Raw genomic sequence first — 21,488 nt, 5'->3', positions numbered from 1 at the left:
ATGGGCTTGAGCCTGCTCTTTCCCGCCGCACTGACGGCGTTGCTGGCCCTGCTGGTGCCGCTCGCCATCCACATCGCGCGCAAGAGCGAACAGTTGCCGACCGACTTCGCCGCATTGCGCTGGCTGCGGTCGAAACCCCGCCCCCGGTCGCGCCTGCGCTTCGACGAATGGCCGCTGCTGCTGCTCCGCCTCCTGCTGCTGGCGCTGGTCGCGCTATGGCTGGCGCAGCCGGTCCTGTCCGGCGCAGGCGACGACACGCCCTATGTCGCGGTCGTGCCCGGCGCGCAGATCGATCGCGCGCCATTTGCCGATGCGCGAGTCCATTGGCTCGCCCCCGGCTTTCCGCCGATCGAGGAGGCCGCACCCACCGGCCCCCTGCCGCTCGCCAGCCTGATCCGCCAGCTCGACGCCGATCTGCCCACCGGAACGCCGCTCACCATCCTCACGCCGCAAGTCATCGACGGCGCGGATGCCGCCCGCCTGCACCTGTCGCACAAGGTCGACTGGCGCATCGTGCCCGGCACCATGCCCGCGCCCACCACGGCAGCCGCCCCCGCTCCAACCGTCTCCATTCGCTACGATGCCGCGCATCGCCCCGCCTTGCGCTATCTGCGCGCCGCCGCGATGAGCTGGCAGCCGACCGAGCGCACCCTCGACAGCGCCCCGCTCGACAGCCCCTTGTCCGACCGCCAGCATGTGCTGATCTGGCTCGCAGGCGGCACCCTGCCCGACAGCGTCACAGACTGGATCACCCAAGGCGGCACGGCCCTGATCGCCAGCGATGCCACCGCGCCGAAAGCCACCCCGACGCCGCAGTGGCGCGATGCGCTCGGCATACCGCTGGTCGAGGGCGCACCGCTGGGCGCGGGCCGATGGCTCCGCTTCACCCAGCCGCTGCGCCCCGCCGACATGCCGGTCTTGCTGGATGGCGATTTCCCCGCGCAACTGCGCCGCCAACTCGCGCCTGCTCTCTCGCCGCCTACACGCGTCGCCGCTACCGACTATGCGCCGCTCCCCGGCGGACGCGCCTATGACCAGCAACCCGAACCGCTCCGCCCCTGGCTGGCGCTGGTCATCGCGCTGATGCTGATCGCCGAACGCTGGCTCGCCGCCCGCCGCAGCCGGGGCGTATCGCCATGAGCGCTTCCGCCCTCACCCGTCCATGGACGGCGCCCGCCCGCACACGCGCGTTCCTCAACGCCGCCGCCATCGGCGTGCCGCTGTCGATAGCCGCGTGTGCGCTGGCGTGGCGGCTGGTGGGAATGGGCACGGCGATCGCTGCCATCGCCATCGGCCTGACCCTATCGCTGCTCATCGCGCTGCGACTGGCGGCGCGGTTCGACCAGGACTGGCTGATCCGCACGCTCGATGCCCGCCGCCCCGACATGGAAGACAGCGCCGCGCTTCTGTTCGCGGACGATGCCACCCTCGGCCCGCTCCAGCGACTCCAGCGCGCGCGCCTCACCGCCCGGATCGACGCAGACACGCCCGACCAACTGGCCCCCGACTGGCATCGACGCAGCATCGCCCTAACGGCGATCGCCGCCCTGATCATCGTCGCGCTCGCCTTCCTCTGGCCTCGGCCCGGCGAAGGTCCGCCCACCCTCGCCCCCGCCAGCGAAGGCGTCGCGGCAACGCCCGGCATCCCCCGCCTCGTCGCACAAAATCTCCGCATCCTCCCGCCCGCTTACACCGGCCTGCCCGTGCGCGACTCCCAATCGCTCGACGCCCGCGTGCCGCAGGGATCGCGGCTCGAATGGACGTTACACTTCGATCCGCAAGCCAGCGTCCCGCGCCTGCTGATGCTGGGCGGCCAGCCACTCGCGCTGCGCCGCGACGGCGAAGACTGGATCGCCAGCCGCACGGCCGACGCCGCCTTCCTCTACCGCGTCGATCCCGCCACCGGACGCGGCCCGACCCCGCCGCTCCACCGTATCGATGCCATCGCCGACGCCGTGCCACAGGTCAAAGCCATCAACCCGAAGGCCAGCCTGACCCTGGTGACGCGCGGACAGCGCAGCTGGTCGCCGGTCTTTACCGCGACCGACGATTATGGCGTGGCCGCCAGCGCCAGGCTCCGCATCACGCTGGCCATCGGCGAGGGCGAAAATGTCACCTTCACCGAGCGCGAAATTGCCGTCAGCGGCAGCGGCCCGGCGCGCGACCGCCGTTTCGCCCCCCGCCTCGATTTCGGAACGCTGGGCTTTGGTCCCGGCAGCGACATGGTCGTACAACTCATCGTCCGCGACAATCGCAGCCCCGGCCCGCAGGAAGCGCGCAGCCCCAGCCTCATCCTGCGCTGGCCATCGGCGCAGCAACCCGACGGCAGCGGGCTGGAGGGCATGGTCAACACCGTCCTGCCCGCCTATTTCCGCAGCGAGCGGCAGATCATCATCGACGCCGAAGCGCTGCTCAAACAAAAGTCCCGCCTCAGCGCCGACCGCTATCTCGCCCGTTCCGCCAGCATCGGCACCGATCAGCAGATTTTGCGCGGCCGCTACAGCCAGTTTCTGGGCGGCGAGGAATCGGCCCAGCCGCAACTCCCCACCGCCGACGCGGAAACCCATCATGACGGCGACGGCCATGATCATGGTCCCCCGCGCCAACCCGCACCGGGCTTTGGCGTCGCCGAAGATGTGCTGGCCGATTATGGCCATCCCCATGACGACAGCGCAGCGTCCAGCCTCGACCCCGAAACCCGCGCCATCCTCAAAAATGCCGTCGATGAAATGTGGCAATCCGAAGTGCATTTGCGGCAAGGGCATCCCGATCTCGCCCTCCCCTTCGCCTATCGCGCGCTCCGCTTCATCAAGGAGGTGCAGCAAGCGACCCGCATCTTCCTGTCGCGCGTCGGGCCGGAATTGCCGCCGATCGACCCCAGCCGCCGCATGACCGGCAAGCGCGACGGCGTGGCCAGCCGCACGCTGGCGGTCGCGCCGGTCGAGCGCGGCGATGGCCCAGCCGCCGCCGCTTGGCGCGCGCTGGGCGATGGACCGGGCGCGATCCGGGGACCGATCGCGCTCGATGCGCTGGACCGCTGGGTGCGCAGCGAAGCCGCCCGCTTGCCCGACCCACTGGCCCTGTCGGGCGCGCTCGACGCGGTGCGGCGCGACCCCGATTGTGCCCCCTGCCGGACGAAGCTGCGGGGATTGTTATGGACGGCGATGGAACGCCCGCCCGCCCGCCCGGCCCGCCGCGCCACACCCGACGCCAATGGCACGCGCTATCTCCGCGCGATCGAGGGAGCCGCGCCATGACCATCGAACGGATCGTCGCCGCCCTTTTGATCCTCGCCGTGCTGATGGCCTCGCTGCGCCTGATCCTGTGGCAGCGGTCCAGTCCATCCGCGCCATGGCGACTGGCGGCCTTGCTCCTGCTGCAGCCGCTCTGCGCAGGCCTCCTATTCCTGACGCTCTTCCCACCGCCGACCCCGACGACGGGCGACACGCTGCGCATCGCGACCGCCGGAACGCCGCGATTGGCTGCGGCGACGCCGGGCGCGCCGCTCGTCATCCTCCCCGAAGCCGGCGCCATCAGCGGCGACGAAAGCGCCCCCGACTTTGCCACCGCCCTGCGCCGTCATCCCGCTGTCGGCACCATCACCGTGCTGGGCGAAGGCTTGCCCCCCCGCGATCTGGAAGCTGCGCGCGCCGTCGCGGTTCGCTTCACCCCGCCCTCGCCCCGTCCCGGCATCAGCCATATCGCCCCGCCCCGCAGCGTCGCGCCGGGCGAAGCGTTCCGCGTGGGTGGCCAGCTAACCGCCCTGCCCCGCGCGACCATCGACCTGGTCGATCCCGCCGGGCGCGTCACCGACAGCGCCACGCCCGATGCGGACGGCTATTTCACCCTGACCGGCACCGCCCGCGCCGCCGGAACCACCGCCTTCACCCTGCGCGTGCGGGATGGACAGCGCGTGGTCGAGCAAGCCGCCGTCCCGCTGCTGGTAACCGATAGCCCCGCCCCGCGACTGTTGATCCTGGCCGCAGCACCGGGGCCAGAGGTCAAATATCTGCGCCGCTGGGCCACCGACGCAGGCTTCACGGTCACGACGCAGATGAGTGCGGGCGGCGGCATTGCGCTCGGCGATCCCACCATCGCCATCAACGGCGCAACGCTGCGGCGGTTCGACCTCGCCATCGTCGATGATCGCAGTTGGGCGGCGCAGCGCGGCGTCCTGACCGGGGCAGCGCGCGAAGGATTGGGCTTGGTGCTGCGCCCCAGCGGGCCGATCGATGGCGCGACACGCGGCCAATGGCGCGCCTTGGGCTTCGGCATTGGCGGCGGCGATCTTGCCCCCATTGCCCTGCCCAAAGTCGCCGCGCCCGCGCTGAGCAGCACCCGTCTTGGCATCGGCAGCACGGACGCGCCGGTCGATATCGCCACGCCTGACGATCTGCTGCCCGATGTCAGCCGCCTGCCCCTCGCCCCCGCTGCGCAGGCACCCACATTGTTGCAGGACGCCAGTGACGCCCCCCTCGCCCAATGGCGCGCGATGGGCACTGGACGCATCGCCCTGTTCGCGGGCGTGGACAGCTATGCGCTGACCCTGACCGGCCATCGCGCGCTGCATAATGATTGGTGGAACGCCTTGCTGCGCACCGTCATCCGCCCGGCATCCGGCGTGCAACAGTCTGGCCTGATCGGCTGGGCGAACGCGCGCCTGACCCTGTGCGGCCTATCCGCCCCGACGCCGGTCGAGCGCCCCGATGGGCGGCGGTCCACCCTATTGCCAGTACAGGGATGCGCGGCCTTCTGGCCCGATAGCACAGGCTGGCATCGGACCGGCACCGGCCAGTCCTTCTATATTTATCCCGCCCAAGCCCTGCCCGCGATGCGCGCCGCGCGCGATCGGGCCGCCATGCTCGCGCTGCGCCCGCCAACCGCAACCGACCGGGCGGGCGACAGCGCACCCGGCCCGTCCTGGCCCTTCGCCCTCGCCTGGCTGATCGCCAGCGCCTTGCTCTGGCTATTGGAACGCGCGCGTCGCGGTCGTCAGTCGGCCATGTAGAAATCGCGCAACGCCCGCGCATCATGCAGGGCGTTGTGCGGCACCCGGCTGTTGGCCGCCGCGCTGAACCCCGCCGCGTTTATCAGTTCAAGCCGCAGCCCGAAATCGACCCCCGCCATCTGTCCTGGCCCCGTCACCAGCAACGCACAGAAATGCGCGAGATCTTCGGGCCAATCGGCGATGATGACGGGATCGCTATCCCCTTCCAGATAGGCCGCGACATGGTCGGCCGCCTCCACCCGGTTCAATTCCAGATCGATGCCCGGCGGCACATGGCGCAGATAGGGGACGACATGCTGCGCGACCCAGGGTTCGACATCATCGGGCAGCGGCAGCGAGACATAGAATTCCTCGTCATCCGCATGTTCGGGCACCAGCGCGACGCTGATCAGCACGCCGCCAAAGCCGTTAAATTCGGTGTCGAGAAAATAGCGCATGAAAAGAAGAACTGCCTTGTCCGTGTCCGATAGGACAGGGCCGATAGCATCGCCGCCGCCCACATGCCATGCCGTGCGACGCGCCGTAGCATTTGCGCGACGCACGCCAAGCTGCCATGCGCGCCACAACGCCATCACCAAAGGATCGATCATGACGCCGCGCGAATTTCTGGGGTCCGCCGCCGTGCCTGGGGGGCAGGAACTGATGCTGTACCGGCGTGGTGGCGATTTCATGATCGTGCTCGACCGCAATGAATTGATGAGCAGCCGGATGAGCGGCTCCGAAAAGGCGCTGGCGCTGATGACGATCGAGCGGCTGGCGGGGCGCAAAGCCCCCCATCTGCTGATCGGCGGCTATGGCATGGGCTTCACCCTGCGCGCGGCGCTCGGCGTATTGGGGCAGGATGCGCGCATCACGCTCGCCGAACTGGTGCCCGAAATCATCGACTGGGCACGCGGGCCGATGGCGGAATTGGCCGATGGCTGCCTCGATGACCCGCGCGTCGATCTGCGGATGGGCGATGTCGTCCCCGTCATCGCCGCGGGACGCGCCTGTTATGACGCCATCCTGCTCGATGTCGACAATGGCCCGGACGGCCTGACCGCCGCCGCCAACGACCGGCTCTACAGCGCGACCGGGCTGGCGGCGGCGCGGGCGGCGTTGACGCCCGGCGGCATCCTGGCGGTCTGGTCGGCCGGGTCCGACGATGCCTTCACCCGCCGGCTGGCCAGCGCCGGATTTGCCGTCGATGAAGTCGCCGTGCGCGCGCGCGACAATGGCAAGGGGCCACGCCATGTCATCTGGTTTGCACAAAAGCGTTGAACATGCTGGATTGAAAAGGTCCGTCCAGCCGGGCCATAGAGACAAGAACCGACACTAAAGGGATGCCCGCGTGATCCAGACCGTTTCGACCCAGCCTTTCATGGACCAGAAGCCCGGCACGTCAGGCCTGCGCAAGAAAGTGCGTATCTTCGCGCAGCCCCATTATGCCGAAAATTTCGTCCAGTCGGTGTTCGACAGCCTCGACGGTTTTGCGGGGCAGACCCTGGTCGTCGGCGGCGACGGGCGCTATCTCAATCGCGAAGTCATCCAGATCGTGCTGAAAATGGCGGCGGCCAATGGCTTTGGCCGCGTGCTGGTGGGCCAGGGCGGCATATTATCCACCCCCGCCGCCTCGCACCTCATTCGCGCATCGGGGGCCTTTGGCGGTCTCGTCCTGTCGGCCAGCCACAATCCGGGCGGCCCGGACGAAGATTTCGGCATCAAATATAATATCGGCAATGGCGGCCCAGCGCCTGAAAAAGTGACCGACGCGATCATCGAGCGCACCCTGTCGATAGAAAGCTACAAGATCCTCGACGCCCCCGACATGGATCTCGACACGATCGGCACGTCCACGCTGGGCGGCATGACCGTCGACGTGGTCGATCCGGTCGCCGCTTATGCCGACCTGATGGAAAGCCTGTTCGATTTCGCCGCGATCCGCGCGAAGATTGCGGACGGATTCACCCTCGCCTTCGATTCGATGAGCGCGGTTACCGGGCCTTACGCTGTCGAGATCTTCGAAAAGCGCCTCGGCGCGCCGCAGGGCACGGTGATGAACGGCACGCCCTTGCCGGACTTTGGCCATCATCATCCCGACCCGAACCTGGTCCATGCCAAGCAATTATACGACCGGATGATGGCCCCGGACGCGCCCGATTTCGGCGCAGCATCGGACGGCGATGGCGACCGCAATCTCATCATCGGGCGGCATTGCTATGTGACGCCGTCGGATTCGCTCGCGGTCCTCGCAGCCAACGCCCATCTCGCGCCCGGCTATGCGGCGGGCCTCAAGGGCATCGCCCGCTCCATGCCGACCAGCGGCGCGGCCGACCGGGTGGCCGAGAAGCTGGGCGTGCCGCTCTATGAGACGCCCACCGGCTGGAAATTCTTCGGCAACCTGCTCGACGCGGGCATGGCGACCATCTGCGGCGAGGAAAGCGCGGGCACTGGCTCTGACCATGTTCGCGAAAAGGACGGCATCTGGGCGGTATTGCTATGGCTCAACATCCTGGCCGTGCGCGGCGAAAGCGTCGCTGCGATCATGGCCGATCATTGGGCGACCTATGGCCGCAATTACTATGCCCGCCACGACTATGAAGCCATCGCCAAGGACAAGGCCGACGCGCTGATGGCGGCGTTGCGCGCCTCGCTCGACAGCCTGCCCGGCACCACCAACAGCGGCGGCACGATCAAGAGCGCCGACGATTTCGCCTATACCGATCCCACCGATCAGTCGGTCAGCCGCAACCAAGGCGTCCGCATCCTGTTCACCGACGGATCGCGCGTCGTGTTCCGCCTGTCGGGCACCGGCACCGAAGGCGCAACCCTGCGCGTCTATCTCGAACGCTATGTCGGCACCGATGGCGACCTTGGCATGGCGACGGGCGACGCCCTCGCCCCGCTGATCGCCGCCGCGCAGGAAGTGGCGGACATTGCAGGCTATACCGGCATGGACCAGCCCAGCGTCATTACCTGACGCTGACCCAGCGCCAATTTTAATAAAGGAGCGCCGATGCGCCGCCTACCCCTCATCCTGTCCGCGCTATTCATCGCCGCGGCGACACCGGCCCAGGCACAGACCAGCCAGGATGAACAGGTCTGGCTCAACCTGACCGCGATGGGATCGGTAAAGGGCGACCTCGTCTATTTCGCCGAAATCCAGCCGCGCATCGGCGATGGCGTGTCGCGGGTCAATCAGGCGATCTTTCGCGGCGCGCTGGGCTGGAAATTATCCCCCACCGTCACCGTCTATCAGGGCTATGCCCATATCGTCTCGCCGGTCGAAAACGGCGCGGATGTGAACGAGGATCGCAGCTTCCAGCAACTCAACTGGACGCTCGGCAAGCCCTGGGGCGGCGAACTCATGTCGCGCACCCGGCTGGAACAGCGCTGGCGATCGGACGGCGATGATATGGGCTGGCGGGTTCGTGAAATGCTCCGCTACGAAAAGCCGCTGCGGCCGGGCAGCGATGCGGTCAACGCGCTGGTCTATGCCGAAGGCTTCGTCGCACTCAACGACACCGACTGGGGCGTCAAAGGCGGCTTCGATCAGGCGCGCGGCTTCGTCGGGGTGGAATTGGGCCTGCCCGGCGCCTCCACGGCGGAGGTCGGCTATCTCGCGCAAGTGGTCGATCAGCGCGGCGGGCGCACCGCCGTCAATCATGTCGCCTCGCTGACGCTCTTCTTCCGCCATTGACGCGCACGATCCGGCTGGGGGCAAATGGCCCTGTCGTTCGTTGACGGGGGGCACTATGGCCCCTTGCATGACCAATCACCCGCCTTTGCCCGATAGCACCCTTAGCGACAGCATGACCGCCATCGGCTATGCCCGGCTGGAGGGGCACGACACGATCGCGCAGCTGCATGCCGATGCCGCCGATTGGCGCGCCTTCGCCGCCAGTTGGAACGACCTCGGCCCCGATCTCTACATGGCCGATGGCGGCCGCTATCGCCGCCGCCGCCATGCCGTCTTCCTGTGCGACCATGGCGCGTTCGCGCGGATGCCGCACCAGCCCCATTATCAAAGCCGCGACTATAATCGGCTGAACGGCGACGTGCAGCGCTGGTTCGATCCGGTCGAACAGGCGGTTATCGACAATCCGGTCTGCCAGGCGATCTTCGCCTTGTGCGCGGCGCAGTTCGACCCAGCGGCGCAGAGTCGCTGGCATGTCGAAATGCACCAGTTCCGCATCGAGGCGAAGCCCGATGAAGTCGGCCGCCCGACCCCCGAAGGGCTGCACCGCGACGGCGTCGATCATGTCTTCGTCATGCTGGTCGAGCGCAACAATGTGCGCGAAGGCGTTACCCGCATCGGCGCGCCCGACGGCACGCCGCTCGGCGAATTCATGCTGGCGCAGCCGGGCGACGCCATGCTGATCGACGATCGCCGCATCCTGCATGGCGTAACCGAAATCCACCCGCACGACCCCGCCCGCCCCGCCTGGCGCGACGCGCTGGTGGTGACCTTCGCTGCAATCTGAAAAATCCGTTCGGGCTGAGCTTGTCGAAGCCCTCCACTGATCGAGGTGAAGTGGCTTCGCTACGCTCAGCGCGAACTGATTATTTCAACAGCACCAATTCTTCGGCCATGCTGGGGTGCAGTGCAACGGTGTCGTCGAAATCCTGCTTAGTAAGCCCCGCTTTCACCGCCACTGCAGCCGCCTGCAATATCTCCGGCGCATCCGGACCGATCATGTGCAGGCCGACCACCTTGTTCGTCGTGGCGTCCACGATCATCTTGTAGAGCGCCCGCTCCTCACGGCCTGCAAGCACATATTTCATCGGCCGGAAGTCGGACGTGTAGACCCGCACCGTTCCGAGCTTGTTCTTGGCCTGCGCTTCGGTGAGGCCAACGCCTGCCAAGGGTGGGTGGCTGAACACGGCCGAGGGCACGCAGTCATAATCCACCGTGCGCGGATTGTCGCCGAACACCGTGTCGGCAAAGGCATGGCCCTCGCGGATCGCAACCGGGGTCAGTTGCAGCCGGTCGGTCACATCGCCCACCGCATAGATGCTCTCGCAACTCGACCGGCTATACTCGTCGACCTTGATCGCGCCATTGTCGGCCAGATCGACGCCCGCGCTATCCAGCCCCAACCCTTCGGTGTGCGGCCTGCGCCCGGTGGCGAACAGCACGACATCGGCCGGGACCGGATCACCATCCTTGAAGCGGACGCAGAGCGTGCCGTCTTCATTCTTCTCAATCTTCTCCATCTTCGCATTGAAGCGGAAATTAATCCCCTTGGTCATGGAAATCTGGAGCAATCGGTCGCGAATCTGTTCATCATAGCCGCGCAGCAGCGTGCCGGAGCGATTGACGATGGTCACAAGGCTGCCGAACTGATGGAAGATGCCGGCAAATTCATTGGCGATATAGCCGCCGCCGACGATGACGATGCGCTTAGGGCATTGGTCGAGATGGAACACCTCGTTGGAGGTGATGCCATGTTCCGCGCCTTCGATATCCGGCAGGATCGGCCAGGCACCGGTGGCGATGAGGATATATTTCGCCGTGACTTCGCGGCCGCTGGCGAGCTTGACGCTGTGCGGGCCGGTCACGGTCGCGCGTTCGGGGATCATCTCGACCTTGTGGCTGCTGAGCGTATTTTTGTAGAGGCCTTCGAGCCGGTCGACCTCGCCCAGCACATTGTCGCGCAGCGTCGCCCATTCGAACCCGCAATCGGGCACGTTCCAGCCGAAGCGGCGCGCGTCCTTCAAATCTTCGGCGAAATGCGCGCCATAGATAAGCAGCTTTTTGGGCACGCAGCCGCGAATGACGCAGGTGCCGCCGACGCGAAACTCCTCGGCCACCGCGACCTTCGCGCCATGCCCCGCTGCCACGCGGGAGGCGCGCACGCCGCCCGATCCTGCACCGATGACGAAAAGGTCGAAATCATAGTCGCTCATGCCTGGCCTCCGCTTGGTTGCGGGAGATATGGCGGGTGGGCACCTGAGTTACAAACGGGAATCTTGCTTCTTTTGAGCAAACCAATGCCGTTCGCTTCGAGCGAAGTCGAGAAGCGAGAAGCGCTGCGTCAGCGTTTCTCGACTTCGCTCGAAACGAACGGATCTACTCGTCTAGTCCCCGCCCAGCGCCAGTTCGATCAGCGCCATGGTCGAGGGGTCGAACCCCTTGGCACCGTCGGCCTCGATCGACTTGGCGATTTCCTTGCCCAGTTCCACGCCGAACTGGTCGAACGGGTTGATGCCCATCAGCACGGCGTTGGCGAAGGTGCGATGCTCGTAGAAGGCGATTAGCGCGCCCAGCGCATGGGGCGTGACGTCTTCGAGCAGGATCGTGGTCGATGGCCGGTTGCCGGGATAGGCGCGGGCCGGGTCGGCGTCATTGTCCTTGCCGCGCATCAACGCTGCGCCCTGCGCGAAACAGTTGACCAGCAGCGCGCGATGATGCGCCGGGTCGAGCGCATGGCCCGGCTCGATCGAGGCGATGAATTCGACCGGCGAGAGGATCGTCCCCTGGTGCAGCAACTGGAACACCGCATGCTGGGCATCGGTGCCGACCCCGCCCCAGGTGATGGCAGCGGTGGGACCGTCCACCGGCGATCCGTCAAGCTGCACCGCCTTGCCGTTGCTCTCCATCTCCAGTTGCTGGAGGTAGGAGGGCAAGAGCGCCAGCCGTTCGTCATAGGCGAACAGAGCGCGGGTCTGGCAGTGCATGACGCGGCTATAATATTGATCGACGAAGGCGGCGATCAGCGGGATATTCTCATTCGGAGCGGAAAGCCGGAAATGGCGGTCCATTTCGGCCGCGCCCTCCAGCAGGCTTTCGAACGCATCCCAGCCCAGCGCCAGCGCGGCGGGAAAGCCGATCGAAGACCAGAGCGAATAGCGCCCGCCCACCGACTCGGCGAAGGGCAGGATGCGGGTTTCATCGACGCCCCATTCGATCGCCTTGTCGGGCGCGGCGGTCAGCGCGATCACGCGGCCATAGGGGTCTTCCACGCCGCCTTCGACCATCCAGTTGATCGCGCTCGCCGCGTTCAGCAGGGTTTCGCTGGTCGTGAAGGTCTTGGAGGCGATCGCGATCAGCGTAGTGTGCGGGTCGAAGCCCTCGATCGCCCGCTCCAGCGCTGTGCCATCGACGTTGGAGACGATCCCCACATCATAACGCACGCCATCACCATCGAGCGCGTCGACGATCAGCTTGGGGCCAAGCGCCGACCCGCCAATGCCGATATGCAATATGTGGCGGATTTCGCCCAGCGCACCCGCCTCGATCGCGTCGATCAGCGCGCGCATGCGGTTCTGCAGCGCCTTGGCCTGCGCCACACTGTCGGCATTGCCCTCGCCCCGCTCGGCGGTATGTTCGGCCGCGCGGCCTTCGGTGTTGTTGACCGCCTCACCCGCAAACAGCGCATCGCGGCGCGCGGCGAAGCCCTGATCCTGCGCCAGATCGAGATAGTGCGCCATCAGCTCGTCGGTCAGATGGGTCTTGGACCAGTCGAACCGGATCGGTCCCTGCGACAGGACCAGTTTGGACAGGCGGTCGGGATCGGTCGTGAAAATGGACTTGAGATCGGCGATAGGCAGTGCGGCGATGGCCGCCAGTGCAGTGCTGGGCATGCGATGGTCCCCTATGACGTTGGTCGAGATCGACGCTGCACCGGTCGATTCTTCCTGTCCTTACCCAATTTTTGCGCGCTTTGCATGGTCAAGGACATGCTTGACGTCCCCGACGCCAGGCTTCACAAGCCGCCACGGCCGCGTTGTCGGCGCATCCAAGGGACAAGACGACCACCCATGACTGCAAAATCGGAAACGCGGGACTTCCTATGGTTCCTCGCCAGGCTGGGCCTGTTCGTCTTCATCCTGCGCAGCTTCATCATTTCGCCGTTCAACATTCCATCGGAATCGATGCAGCCCCGCCTGCTGATCGGCGACTATCTGCTGGTCGCGAAATGGCCCTATGGCTATTCGCGCTATTCGCTGCCGTTCAGCGTCCCGCTGATTCCCGGCCGCATCTTCGCCTCCACGCCCGAACGCGGCGATGTGGTGGTGTTCAAGGCCCCCCCGACCCAGAAGAACGACTATATCAAGCGCGTCATCGGCCTGCCCGGTGACATGATCGCCGTGCGCGGCGGTACGGTCTATCTGAACGGCGCGGCTGTCCCGAAGCAGAAGGTCGCCGACCTCGTCATCCCGGTGACCCCGAACATGATCGAGGCCGCTGCCAAGGAAGGCGCGGTCTCGCCTTGCTATCGGCCCGATTTCGAGGAACCGGCGGCGGGCGGCGGCAAGCAGTGCCGTTACCCCCAATTCCGCGAGACGCTGCCTGCGGGCAAGGATTATCCCGCGCGCAGCTATAATGTCCTCGACCTCGTGCCCGACGGCGCGGCGGACGATCGCGACACGGTGCTGGTGCCCGAAGGCCATCTCTTCATGATGGGCGACAATCGCGATCGCAGCGCCGACAGCCGCTTCCCGGCGGTCGAAGGCGGCGGCATCGGGCTGGTGCCGGAGGAAAATCTGGTCGGCAAGGCGATGATTTCGGTCTTCTCCACCGACGGCAGCGCCAATTGGCTGCTGCCCTGGACCTGGATTTCCGCCGCGCGCTGGAGCCGCATCGGGGAAGGCTTTTGAAATTGAGCGTCCATGGGCCTGATACGACGGGCTGGCTAAAGGCGCTGATCGGCCGCGCGCCGCGCGATCCCGCGCCCTTCCACCAGGCGCTCACCCATGGCAGCGCCAAGCCGGACAATTATGAGCGGCTGGAATTTCTGGGCGACCGGGTGTTGGGCCTGCTCGTGTCAGAATGGGTCTATGAACGCTTTGCCGGTGAGCCTGAAGGCAAGCTGTCGCGCCGGTTCAACGCTTTGGTGTCGGGCGAAACCTGCGCCGAGGTGGCGCGCGCGGCGGGCGTGCCGACGCATCTGGTGCTCGGCAAGCAGGCGCGCGACGATGGCGCAGCCAATAGCGACAATGTGCTGGGCGACGTGATGGAAGCGCTGATCGGCGCGCTCTATCTGGAGGGCGGGCTGGAGGAAGCGCGCACGCTGGTCCGCCGCCTGTGGGCCGACCGGGTCGATACCCAGACCGCCGCGCCGCGTCATCCCAAGTCGGCACTCCAGGAATGGGCCGCCGCCAACAAGCGCAAGCCGCCCGAATATGTGATGATGGACCGCTCCGGCCCGCACCACGCGCTGCGCTTCACCGTGACCGTCAGCATCAAGGGCGCGGGCGAGGCAAGCGCCACCGGCGGGTCGAAGCAGGAAGCGGAAACCGCGGCAGCGGCGGCGCTGCTGGAGAAGTTGGCGGGGTAGAGAAATCTAAAAAGCCCGTTCACCCTGAGCCTGTCGAAGGGCTCCTCTTCTTGAAGTTAAAAGAGGGCTTCGACAAGCTCAGCCTGAACGGTCTCTTTTGAAGGCTTGATGTTCCGATGCCCTTTTGGACCTACATGCTCCATTGCGCCGACCGCAGCTTTTATGTGGGTCATACGGATAATCTGGAGACACTCATCGGGCAGCATGAAGCAGGCCAGATCACCGGATACACCCAAACGCGCCTGCCAGTGAAACTGGTCTGGTCGCAATCGTTCGGCACACGTATAGAGGCGTTGGAAGCCGAGCGGCAGATCAAGGGTTGGAGCCGAGCAAAGAAGCTAGCGCTGATCCGTGAAGATTGGTCTTTGATCTCCACCTTGGCGCGATCAAAGATAGACAAGTAAAGCCCTTCGACAGGCTCAGGGCGAACGGAGTATATTTTGGACGGCTTGGAAGTTTCAGAAACCAATCAGCGCTGTGGCGTCATCGCCGTTGTCGGCGCGCCCAATGCGGGCAAGTCTACGCTGGTCAATGCGCTGGTGGGGCAGAAGGTGGCGATCACCAGTCCCAAGGCGCAGACGACGCGCACCCGCGTCATGGGCGTCGCGATCGAGGGCAATGCGCAGATCGTGCTGGTCGACACGCCCGGCATCTTTGCGCCCAAGCGCAGGCTGGACCGCGCGATGGTGCAGGCCGCCTGGGGCGGCGCGCAGGGCGCGGACCTGATCGCGATGGTGGTGGATGGCAAGGCTGGGCGGGGGCCCAAGCTGGAGCCGATCATCGAATCGCTCAAGCATCGCAGCGAACGCAAGTGGCTGATCCTGAACAAGGTCGATATTGCCATCAAGGAAAAGCTGCTTGTCCATACCGAGAAGCTCAACGAAACGCTGGGCTTTGACGAAATCTTCTTCGTGTCGGCCGCGACCGGCGACGGCCTGCCCGAACTCAAGGCAGCCTTCGCCGCCGCCATGCCCGAAGGTCCATGGCATTTCCCCGAAGACCAGGTGTCCGATGCCACAGACCGGATGCTCGCGGCTGAAATCACGCGCGAACAACTCTATCACCAGCTCCACGCCGAACTGCCCTACGCCACGGCCGTCGATACCGAACAATATAAGGAACGTCCCGACGGGTCGGTCGAAATCCACCAACAAATTCTGGTCGGCCGGCCGACGCAGCGCGCGATCGTGCTGGGCAAGGGCGGCCAGCGATTGAAAGAAATCGGGTCGAAGGCGCGCGAGGAACTGGCGGCGTTGTTGGGCGTCAAGGTCCACTTGTATCTGCATGTGAAGGTCAAGGAAGACTGGGAAAATGATCGCGGCATCTATCGCGATATCGGCCTCGACTGGGTGGAATAGATTTCGCAACAACCAGAAATCGCTTCTTTACTTTCTGTCGTTACGCACCCGTTCATGGGTCCGAAACAAAAAATAGCCTGCTGCGTCATCATCTCGGTCGTCGGCACGGTGGTCATCATGGCGTTGGTCTCGGCGATCCCCGGCATGTTCATTCCGGCGCGCTATTTCTTGGTCGGCATATTCTGTTCCAGCAGCCTATCGACGCCGGTCTGCCTGCTCCTGACCCGTCAGGCGGAGGAGAACCGGCATCTGCGCGAACAATTGGAGCAGCGCGTCGCCGAACTGGCCCGCCTGGCGCAGATTGACGGGCTGACCGGGTTGCTGACGCGCAATGCCTTTTTCGATCAGGCGAGCGTCGCCCATGGTCAGCCGGGCAATTGGTATCTGTTGATCGACATCGACCATTTCAAACAATTCAACGACGATCATGGCCATCAGGCTGGCGACGCGGTGCTGCAAGCGGTCGGCCACGCGATCCGCGAATCGCTGCACCCCGACGCGATCTGTGGCCGATTGGGGGGTGAGGAATTTGCCATTTGCCTGACCGGGTGTGACAGCGCCCAGGCGGCAAGGCGCGCGGAATATGTCCGCGCATCGATCCAGGCGCTGCGCGTGCGTGCGCCATCGGGCCGGATTGTGCGCGCGACCGCCAGCATTGGCCTGAGCGCGGGCGATCCGGCGGCGGCGATCGAGGTCAGCCTCCATCGCGCGGACATGGCCATGTATGCCGCCAAGACCGGTGGGCGCAACCAGGTGCGCCTCGCCGCCTGACGGTGCGCGCTTATTCCGCCGCAGCCGCTTTCTTCTTGGCCGGTGCCTTCTTGGCGGCAGGCTTCTTCGCTGCCCCGTCCTTCTTGGCCGCATCCTTTTTGGGCGCTGCCTTCTTGGCCGGAGCTTTCTTCTTCGCGCCCTTCTTCGCCGGAGCCGCCGCCGCGCGGGCGTCGATCAACTGTGCGGCTTCCTCCAGCGTCAGTGCATCCTTGTCCATCGTCTTGGGCAGGGTCGCATTGGTCGTGCCGTCGGTGACATAGACACCATAGCGCCCTTCCATCAGCTTGATTTCCAGCTCGGTGCGCGGATGGGCACCCAGCACCTTCAAAGGCTCGCGCCCGGCGCTGCGTGGTCCGCGCGTCGCCGCCTCGGCCAGTTTCACGACCGCGCTGTTCATGCCGACCTCGAAAATCTCGGCAGTATTGGCCAAGCGTCCATATTTGCCGTCATGCAGCAGATAAGGACCGAAGCGCCCAATATTGGCCACGATCGGCAGGCCGGTTTCGGGGTGCAAACCGACTTCGCGCGGCAGGCTGAGCAGTTTGATGCCCCAATCGAGCGTCAATTCGCCATCGGGCAGATCCTTGGGGATCGATCCGCGCTTGGCTTCCTTGCCCTCGCCCATCTCGATATAGGGGCCGAAGCGACCGACTTTCTTGACGATGTCCTGCCCGGTTTCGGGATGCTGGCCCAGCACCTCTGGCCCTGTATCTTCGCCATCCTTGCCGCCGGGCTGACCGAATTTCCGCGTGAATTTACATTCGGGATAGTTGGAGCAGGCAATGAACGCCCCGAACCGCCCACCGCGCAGCGACAATTGCCCGTCCGCGCACAGTGGGCAGGCGCGCGGATTGCTGCCATCGGCCTTGGGCGGGAACAGCATGGGTTCGAGGAACTTGTCCAACTCGGCGGTAATGTCCGACGGCTTCTGCTCCATGATTTCCGCCGTCTTGGGCTTGAAATCGCGCCAAAAGGCTTCGAGCACTTCCTGCCACTGGGCACGACCGCCGGAAATATCGTCCAGCTCGTCCTCTAGGCCTGCAGTGAAGTCGTAAGACACATAGCGTTCGAAGAAACGCTCCAGAAAGGCCGTTACCAGCCGCCCACTTTCCTCGGCGAAAAAGCGGTTCTTTTCGATCCGCACATAGTCGCGGTCCTTGAGCACCTGGAGCGTCGAGGCATAGGTGGACGGACGTCCGATCCCCAGCTCCTCCAGCCGCTTGACGAGGCTGGCTTCGGAATAGCGTGGCGGCGGCTGGGTGAAATGCTGATCCGCCATGACCTTCTTCTTCGCAGGCGCATCGCCTTCCGCGATGCGAGGCAGCAGCTTGCCGTCCTCGTCATCGCTGTCGTCACGGCCTTCCTCATACAAAGCGAGGAAGCCGGGGAAGATCACCACCTGGCCTGTCGCGCGCAGCGTATGCGTGCCGGTGGCGTCGTTCATGTCGATGGTGGTGCGTTCCAGCCGTGCCGACGCCATCTGGCTGGCCAGCGCGCGCTTGAACACCAGGTCGTAGAGGCGCGCATGGTCGCCGCTGCCCACCTTGTCGCGCGAAAAATCGGTCGGGCGGATGGCTTCATGCGCTTCCTGCGCATTCTTCGCCTTGGTCTGGTAGATGCGCGGCTTGTCCGGCACATAGCCGCCATCATAGCGCTGCGCGATCGCGGCGCGCGCGGCGGAAATGGCGCTGCCGTCCATCTGCACGCCATCGGTTCGCATATAGGTGATCGCGCCATCTTCGTAGAGCTGCTGCGCGATCCGCATCGTATGGCTGGCCGAGAAGCCGAGCTTGCGCGCCGCTTCCTGCTGAATCGTCGAAGTGGTGAAAGGCGGCGGCGGGTTGCGGGTAAGCGGCTTGGTCTCGACCCGTTCGACGGTGAAGCGTCCGGCTTCGACATCGGCCTTGGCGGCCATCGCGTCGCCTTCCTTGCCGATCGTCAGCCGCTCGATCTTCTCGCCCTTCCACCGGACGAGGCGCGCGGTGAAGGCCGTGCCATCCTGCTCCATCTCGGCCACGACCGACCAATATTCTTGCGGGTTAAAGGATTCGATCTCGCGCTCGCGCTCGACCACCAGCCGCAGCGCGACCGATTGCACCCGGCCCGCCGACTTGGCACCGGGCAGCTTGCGCCACAGCACGGGCGACAGGGTGAAGCCCACCAGATAGTCGAGCGCCCGGCGTGCGCGATAGGCATCGATCAGATCCTCGTCCAGCGCGCGCGGCTTGGCCATCGCGTCCAGCACTGCCGTCTTGGTGATCGCGTTGAACGTGACCCGGTCCACGACCGCGGGCAGCGCCTTCTTGGCGCGCAGCACTTCCTGCACATGCCAGCTGATCGCTTCCCCTTCGCGATCAGGGTCAGTCGCGAGGATGAGGCGCGTCGCCTTCTTGGCGGCATCGCTGATGGCCTTGAGCTGCTTGCCCTTGTCGCCATAATTTTCCCACGACATCGCAAAGCCGTCGTCCGGGTCCACCGACCCGTCCTTGGCAGGCAGGTCGCGAATATGGCCATAGCTGGCGAGCACATGGAAATCCCCGCCCAGATATTTTTCGATAGTCTTCGCCTTGGCCGGCGATTCAACGATGACAAGCTGCATTTACGGCCCCGAACTTTGATGCCTCACACGTGCGCGCGAGTCTGGAAGGCGATGACGGCGGGCGTCAAGCGGTGCGTGTGATTAGGGGAGATGACGGGGGATGGCCAGCCCCTACTGCCGCGTTGGGAGCGAAGGCGCGACTGACGGGCTACCTAAAGATGACCGCCGATCCTAATCCGCTTGGCTCATCGAACGCGGAATATCCCGTTGGGCATACAGTATGCGCCAGACATCGATATGGCCTGGCTGCTCCATATAAAAGATGAGGTAGGGGAACCGAACGAGCTTGCGGGTCCGCAAACCCGGCAGGTCCAGATCATAGCCATAACGCGCCGATCCACTACCCGGACGGGCCGCTATCATCTTGTAGGCTTGGCTCAATGCTTCGATGAAGCGCAGCGCGACATCCTCCCCGGCCTCATCGCGGTAATAATCTACCGCTTCCTCGACATCCCTTCTCGCCAGGGCGCGGGGCACCACCAGCTTGGCGCTCATTTTGAGCGTGAGTGGCGAGCGCGATCACGCAAATCCGCAAAATAGCTTTCATCGACAGCTTGGGTCGGGGCACTGGCGGCACCATCGAGCAGCAGACGGCGCAAATTCTGCCGGTCCTGATCCTTGCGTATTAGTTCCCGCACATATTCGCTGCTGGTGCCAAAGCCCCGGCCTGACACCTGCTGATCGACAAATGTCTTGAGGGTTTCAGGCAGGGAAATGTTCATCGTACTCATGGCATGCGGTGTAGCGAATTTGGCAAAATTTGGCAACCATGGGTAGCGCGGATGGCAGCCTTGCCTATCGCAAACTCACCCGTCCGCCCGCCAACCGATCAAGCCGCTCGGCAAGTTCCAGTTCCAGCAGGACCGTCTGCACGACCGCCGGACTAAAGCCGCTCAGCCGGATTAGGTCATCGACCGGCGCGGGCGCATGGCTGAGCAGCGCGATCACCGCGTCGCGCTCGCTCGCAGCGACGTCGCTCGACACGGGTTCGCCCGCAAAGTCGAAGCTGCCCTGCCGAACCATGCGCGGGTCGATCTGGCCGACCGCTTCGAGCACGTCGGCCGCATTCTGGATCAGCGTCGCGCCGTCGCGGATCAACTGGTTGCACCCCTGCGCGCGCGGGTCGAGCGGGGAGCCGGGCACGGCCATCACCTCGCGCCCGGCTTCGCCCGCAAGCCGCGCGGTGATGAGCGAGCCGGACTTGGGCGCGGCCTCCACCACCACGGTGCCCAGCGCCAGTCCGGCAATGATGCGATTGCGCGCCGGGAAATGCCGCGCCAGCGGCTGGGTGCCGGGGGGATGCTCGGTCACCAGCAGGCCTTGCGTCCCAATCTGCGCCTGCAGGTCGCGATTTTCCGGCGGGAATACGACGTCCAGCCCACAGGCGATGACGCCGATCGTCCCGCTCGCCACAGATCCCTGATGCGCCGCTGTGTCGATGCCGCGCGCCAGGCCCGATACGACCACTGCGCCGCGCTGCCCCAGATCCTGCGCCAACACCCGTGCAAAGCGCACCGCCGCTGCCGACGCATTGCGCGCGCCGACCATCGCGATACATTGGCCCTCGGCCAGTGCCGCATTGCCGCGCACGATCAATGCGGGCGGCGCGCCCTCCATCTGGTCGAGCAGCGCGGGATAATCCGCATCGCCCATCATCAGATAGCGCGCGCCCAAAGCCTGCGACGCCGCAATCTCCCGTTCCACCGCGCCCGCGTCCGCGACGCTGGCCTTGCCGCCACCGCGCGCCGCGAGATCAGGAATGGCACGCAACGCTGCCCCGGCCGTGCCGAAGCGGGCGAGCAATTGCCGATAGCTGACCGGGCCGATCCGGGGCGATCGGATCAGCCGCAGCCGGTCGAACCGCTCCCCCTCGCTCATTCCTTCGCGGCCCCGATCTTAGGCTCTGTGCCCTGCATCAGCCGCGCGATATTGGCGCGGTGCCGCCACAGCAGGATCAGCGTCAGCGCCAGCGTCACCGGCACCAAGTCGATCCGCCCCATGAACCACAAAGCGATCGGCGCGCTGACCGCCGCCGCCATGCCACCGACCGACGACCATCTGGTCCCGAACAGCGCAGCCAGCCAAACCGCCGCAAAGATGCACCCGGCGGGCCAGTGGAGCGCGGTCACCACGCCCATCATCGTCGCCACGCCCTTACCGCCGGCAAAACGCAGCCACACCGGATAGCAATGGCCAATGAAGGCCATCGCACCCGCCATCGGCCCGCCCCCCTCAATGAGCGCCGCGCCGATCAGCACCGCCACCGCCCCCTTGAGCAGATCCAGCAGCAAGGTCGCCGCCGCCAGCCCCTTGCGCCCGGTCCGCAGCACATTGGTCGCACCGATATTGCCCGACCCGATCTGCCGCAAATCTCCCGCTCCGGTGAGGCGCGTCAGCACCAGGCCAAAGGGGATGGAGCCAAGCAGATAGCCAAGGGCCAGCACGAAGAGCGGAAGCAGCCAGGGAAGTGTCATGATCTCGCCGATAGA

At 65.6% G+C, this 21,488-nt stretch carries 20 protein-coding genes; 12 read left to right on the top strand and 8 right to left on the bottom strand.

Annotation, left to right across the window (positions count from 1 at the left end; genetic code table 11):
* Genes ACZ2HM_RS04160 through ACZ2HM_RS04150 form a run of 3 tightly spaced genes read left to right on the top strand, consistent with a single transcriptional unit; the run spans position 1 to position 5,008 of the window.
* Positions 1-1,140 (top strand): BatA domain-containing protein, encoded by a 1,140-nt coding sequence (locus tag ACZ2HM_RS04160; protein WP_470426314.1) that lies wholly within the window; start codon positions 1-3, stop codon positions 1,138-1,140.
* Positions 1,137-3,257, top strand: a complete 2,121-nt coding sequence (locus ACZ2HM_RS04155) for a DUF4175 domain-containing protein (RefSeq protein ID WP_470426313.1) — start codon at positions 1,137-1,139, stop codon at positions 3,255-3,257. The genes ACZ2HM_RS04160 and ACZ2HM_RS04155 overlap by 4 nt, the downstream gene beginning before the upstream one ends.
* Entirely contained in the window at positions 3,254-5,008 is a 1,755-nt protein-coding gene (locus ACZ2HM_RS04150; RefSeq protein ID WP_470426312.1) for a carboxypeptidase regulatory-like domain-containing protein, read from the top strand. The genes ACZ2HM_RS04155 and ACZ2HM_RS04150 overlap by 4 nt, the downstream gene beginning before the upstream one ends.
* On the opposite strand, the gene ACZ2HM_RS04145 is transcribed toward ACZ2HM_RS04150, so the two are convergent.
* Positions 4,993-5,445 carry a hypothetical protein gene (locus ACZ2HM_RS04145; protein ID WP_037478656.1) on the bottom strand — a complete coding sequence of 151 codons (453 nt, stop codon included), beginning with the start codon at positions 5,443-5,445 and terminating at the stop codon, positions 4,993-4,995. The genes ACZ2HM_RS04150 and ACZ2HM_RS04145 overlap by 16 nt on opposite strands.
* A gap of 151 nt (positions 5,446-5,596) precedes the next feature.
* Here ACZ2HM_RS04145 and ACZ2HM_RS04140 point away from each other — a divergent pair, with 151 nt between their 5' ends.
* The 4 genes from ACZ2HM_RS04140 (at position 5,597) to ACZ2HM_RS04125 (ending at position 9,471) form a co-directional block, all read left to right on the top strand.
* Positions 5,597-6,268 carry a spermine/spermidine synthase domain-containing protein gene (locus tag ACZ2HM_RS04140; protein WP_349635932.1) on the top strand — a complete coding sequence of 224 codons (672 nt, stop codon included), beginning with the start codon at positions 5,597-5,599 and terminating at the stop codon, positions 6,266-6,268.
* A 70-nt stretch (positions 6,269-6,338) separates the two neighbouring features.
* Positions 6,339-7,967, top strand: coding sequence for an alpha-D-glucose phosphate-specific phosphoglucomutase (locus ACZ2HM_RS04135; protein WP_470426311.1), 1,629 nt, complete (start codon positions 6,339-6,341; stop codon positions 7,965-7,967).
* Positions 7,968-8,003: 36 nt separating this feature from the next.
* Positions 8,004-8,687: a DUF2490 domain-containing protein gene (locus tag ACZ2HM_RS04130; RefSeq protein WP_069064758.1), complete on the top strand. Its 684-nt coding sequence runs from the start codon at positions 8,004-8,006 to the stop codon at positions 8,685-8,687.
* 67 nt (positions 8,688-8,754) lie between these two features.
* Positions 8,755-9,471 carry a 2OG-Fe dioxygenase family protein gene (locus ACZ2HM_RS04125; protein WP_470426310.1) on the top strand — a complete coding sequence of 239 codons (717 nt, stop codon included), beginning with the start codon at positions 8,755-8,757 and terminating at the stop codon, positions 9,469-9,471.
* A gap of 79 nt (positions 9,472-9,550) precedes the next feature.
* On the opposite strand, the gene gorA is transcribed toward ACZ2HM_RS04125, so the two are convergent.
* Together gorA and pgi are read right to left on the bottom strand one after the other, a co-directional pair.
* The gene (gene gorA, locus ACZ2HM_RS04120; protein WP_470426309.1) at positions 9,551-10,897 is read right to left on the bottom strand and encodes a glutathione-disulfide reductase; all 1,347 of its coding nucleotides are present in this window, start codon (positions 10,895-10,897) and stop codon (positions 9,551-9,553) included.
* A gap of 171 nt (positions 10,898-11,068) precedes the next feature.
* Positions 11,069-12,574 (bottom strand): glucose-6-phosphate isomerase, encoded by a 1,506-nt coding sequence (gene pgi / locus ACZ2HM_RS04115; RefSeq protein WP_470426308.1) that lies wholly within the window; start codon positions 12,572-12,574, stop codon positions 11,069-11,071.
* Between the two features lie 177 nt (positions 12,575-12,751).
* On the opposite strand from pgi, the gene lepB reads away from it, so the two are divergent.
* From lepB to ACZ2HM_RS04090, 5 genes are all read left to right on the top strand, one after another.
* Positions 12,752-13,591 (top strand): signal peptidase I, encoded by an 840-nt coding sequence (gene lepB / locus ACZ2HM_RS04110; RefSeq protein WP_037476314.1) that lies wholly within the window; start codon positions 12,752-12,754, stop codon positions 13,589-13,591.
* Positions 13,588-14,271, top strand: coding sequence for a ribonuclease III (gene rnc / locus ACZ2HM_RS04105; RefSeq protein ID WP_037476311.1), 684 nt, complete (start codon positions 13,588-13,590; stop codon positions 14,269-14,271). Before lepB ends, rnc begins: the two co-directional genes overlap by 4 nt.
* A 116-nt stretch (positions 14,272-14,387) precedes the next feature.
* Positions 14,388-14,675, top strand: coding sequence for a GIY-YIG nuclease family protein (locus ACZ2HM_RS04100; protein WP_470426307.1), 288 nt, complete (start codon positions 14,388-14,390; stop codon positions 14,673-14,675).
* Between the two features lie 45 nt (positions 14,676-14,720).
* A complete protein-coding gene (gene era, locus ACZ2HM_RS04095; RefSeq protein WP_069066809.1) occupies positions 14,721-15,629 on the top strand; it encodes a GTPase Era in 909 nt (302 codons plus the stop codon).
* Positions 15,630-15,683: 54 nt separating this feature from the next.
* Positions 15,684-16,400, top strand: coding sequence for a GGDEF domain-containing protein (locus ACZ2HM_RS04090; protein WP_470426306.1), 717 nt, complete (start codon positions 15,684-15,686; stop codon positions 16,398-16,400).
* A 10-nt stretch (positions 16,401-16,410) separates the two neighbouring features.
* On the opposite strand, the gene topA is transcribed toward ACZ2HM_RS04090, so the two are convergent.
* From topA to plsY, 5 genes are all read right to left on the bottom strand, one after another.
* Positions 16,411-18,999: a type I DNA topoisomerase gene (topA, locus tag ACZ2HM_RS04085; RefSeq protein ID WP_470426305.1), complete on the bottom strand. Its 2,589-nt coding sequence runs from the start codon at positions 18,997-18,999 to the stop codon at positions 16,411-16,413.
* 171 nt (positions 19,000-19,170) lie between these two features.
* Positions 19,171-19,494: a type II toxin-antitoxin system RelE/ParE family toxin gene (locus ACZ2HM_RS04080; RefSeq protein ID WP_037474488.1), complete on the bottom strand. Its 324-nt coding sequence runs from the start codon at positions 19,492-19,494 to the stop codon at positions 19,171-19,173.
* A complete protein-coding gene (locus tag ACZ2HM_RS04075; RefSeq protein WP_202807660.1) occupies positions 19,491-19,721 on the bottom strand; it encodes a ribbon-helix-helix domain-containing protein in 231 nt (76 codons plus the stop codon). Before ACZ2HM_RS04075 ends, ACZ2HM_RS04080 begins: the two co-directional genes overlap by 4 nt.
* A 73-nt stretch (positions 19,722-19,794) precedes the next feature.
* Positions 19,795-20,877 carry a DNA-processing protein DprA gene (dprA, locus tag ACZ2HM_RS04070; protein ID WP_470426304.1) on the bottom strand — a complete coding sequence of 361 codons (1,083 nt, stop codon included), beginning with the start codon at positions 20,875-20,877 and terminating at the stop codon, positions 19,795-19,797.
* A complete protein-coding gene (gene plsY, locus ACZ2HM_RS04065) occupies positions 20,874-21,473 on the bottom strand; it encodes a glycerol-3-phosphate 1-O-acyltransferase PlsY (RefSeq protein ID WP_470426303.1) in 600 nt (199 codons plus the stop codon). Before plsY ends, dprA begins: the two co-directional genes overlap by 4 nt.
* Between the last annotated feature and the right edge of the window lie 15 nt (positions 21,474-21,488).

This window comes from Sphingobium sp. KKT206, from assembly GCF_055640555.1.
Note: the sequence above shows the minus strand (reverse complement) of the source record. Positions and strands in the feature narration are given on the sequence as shown.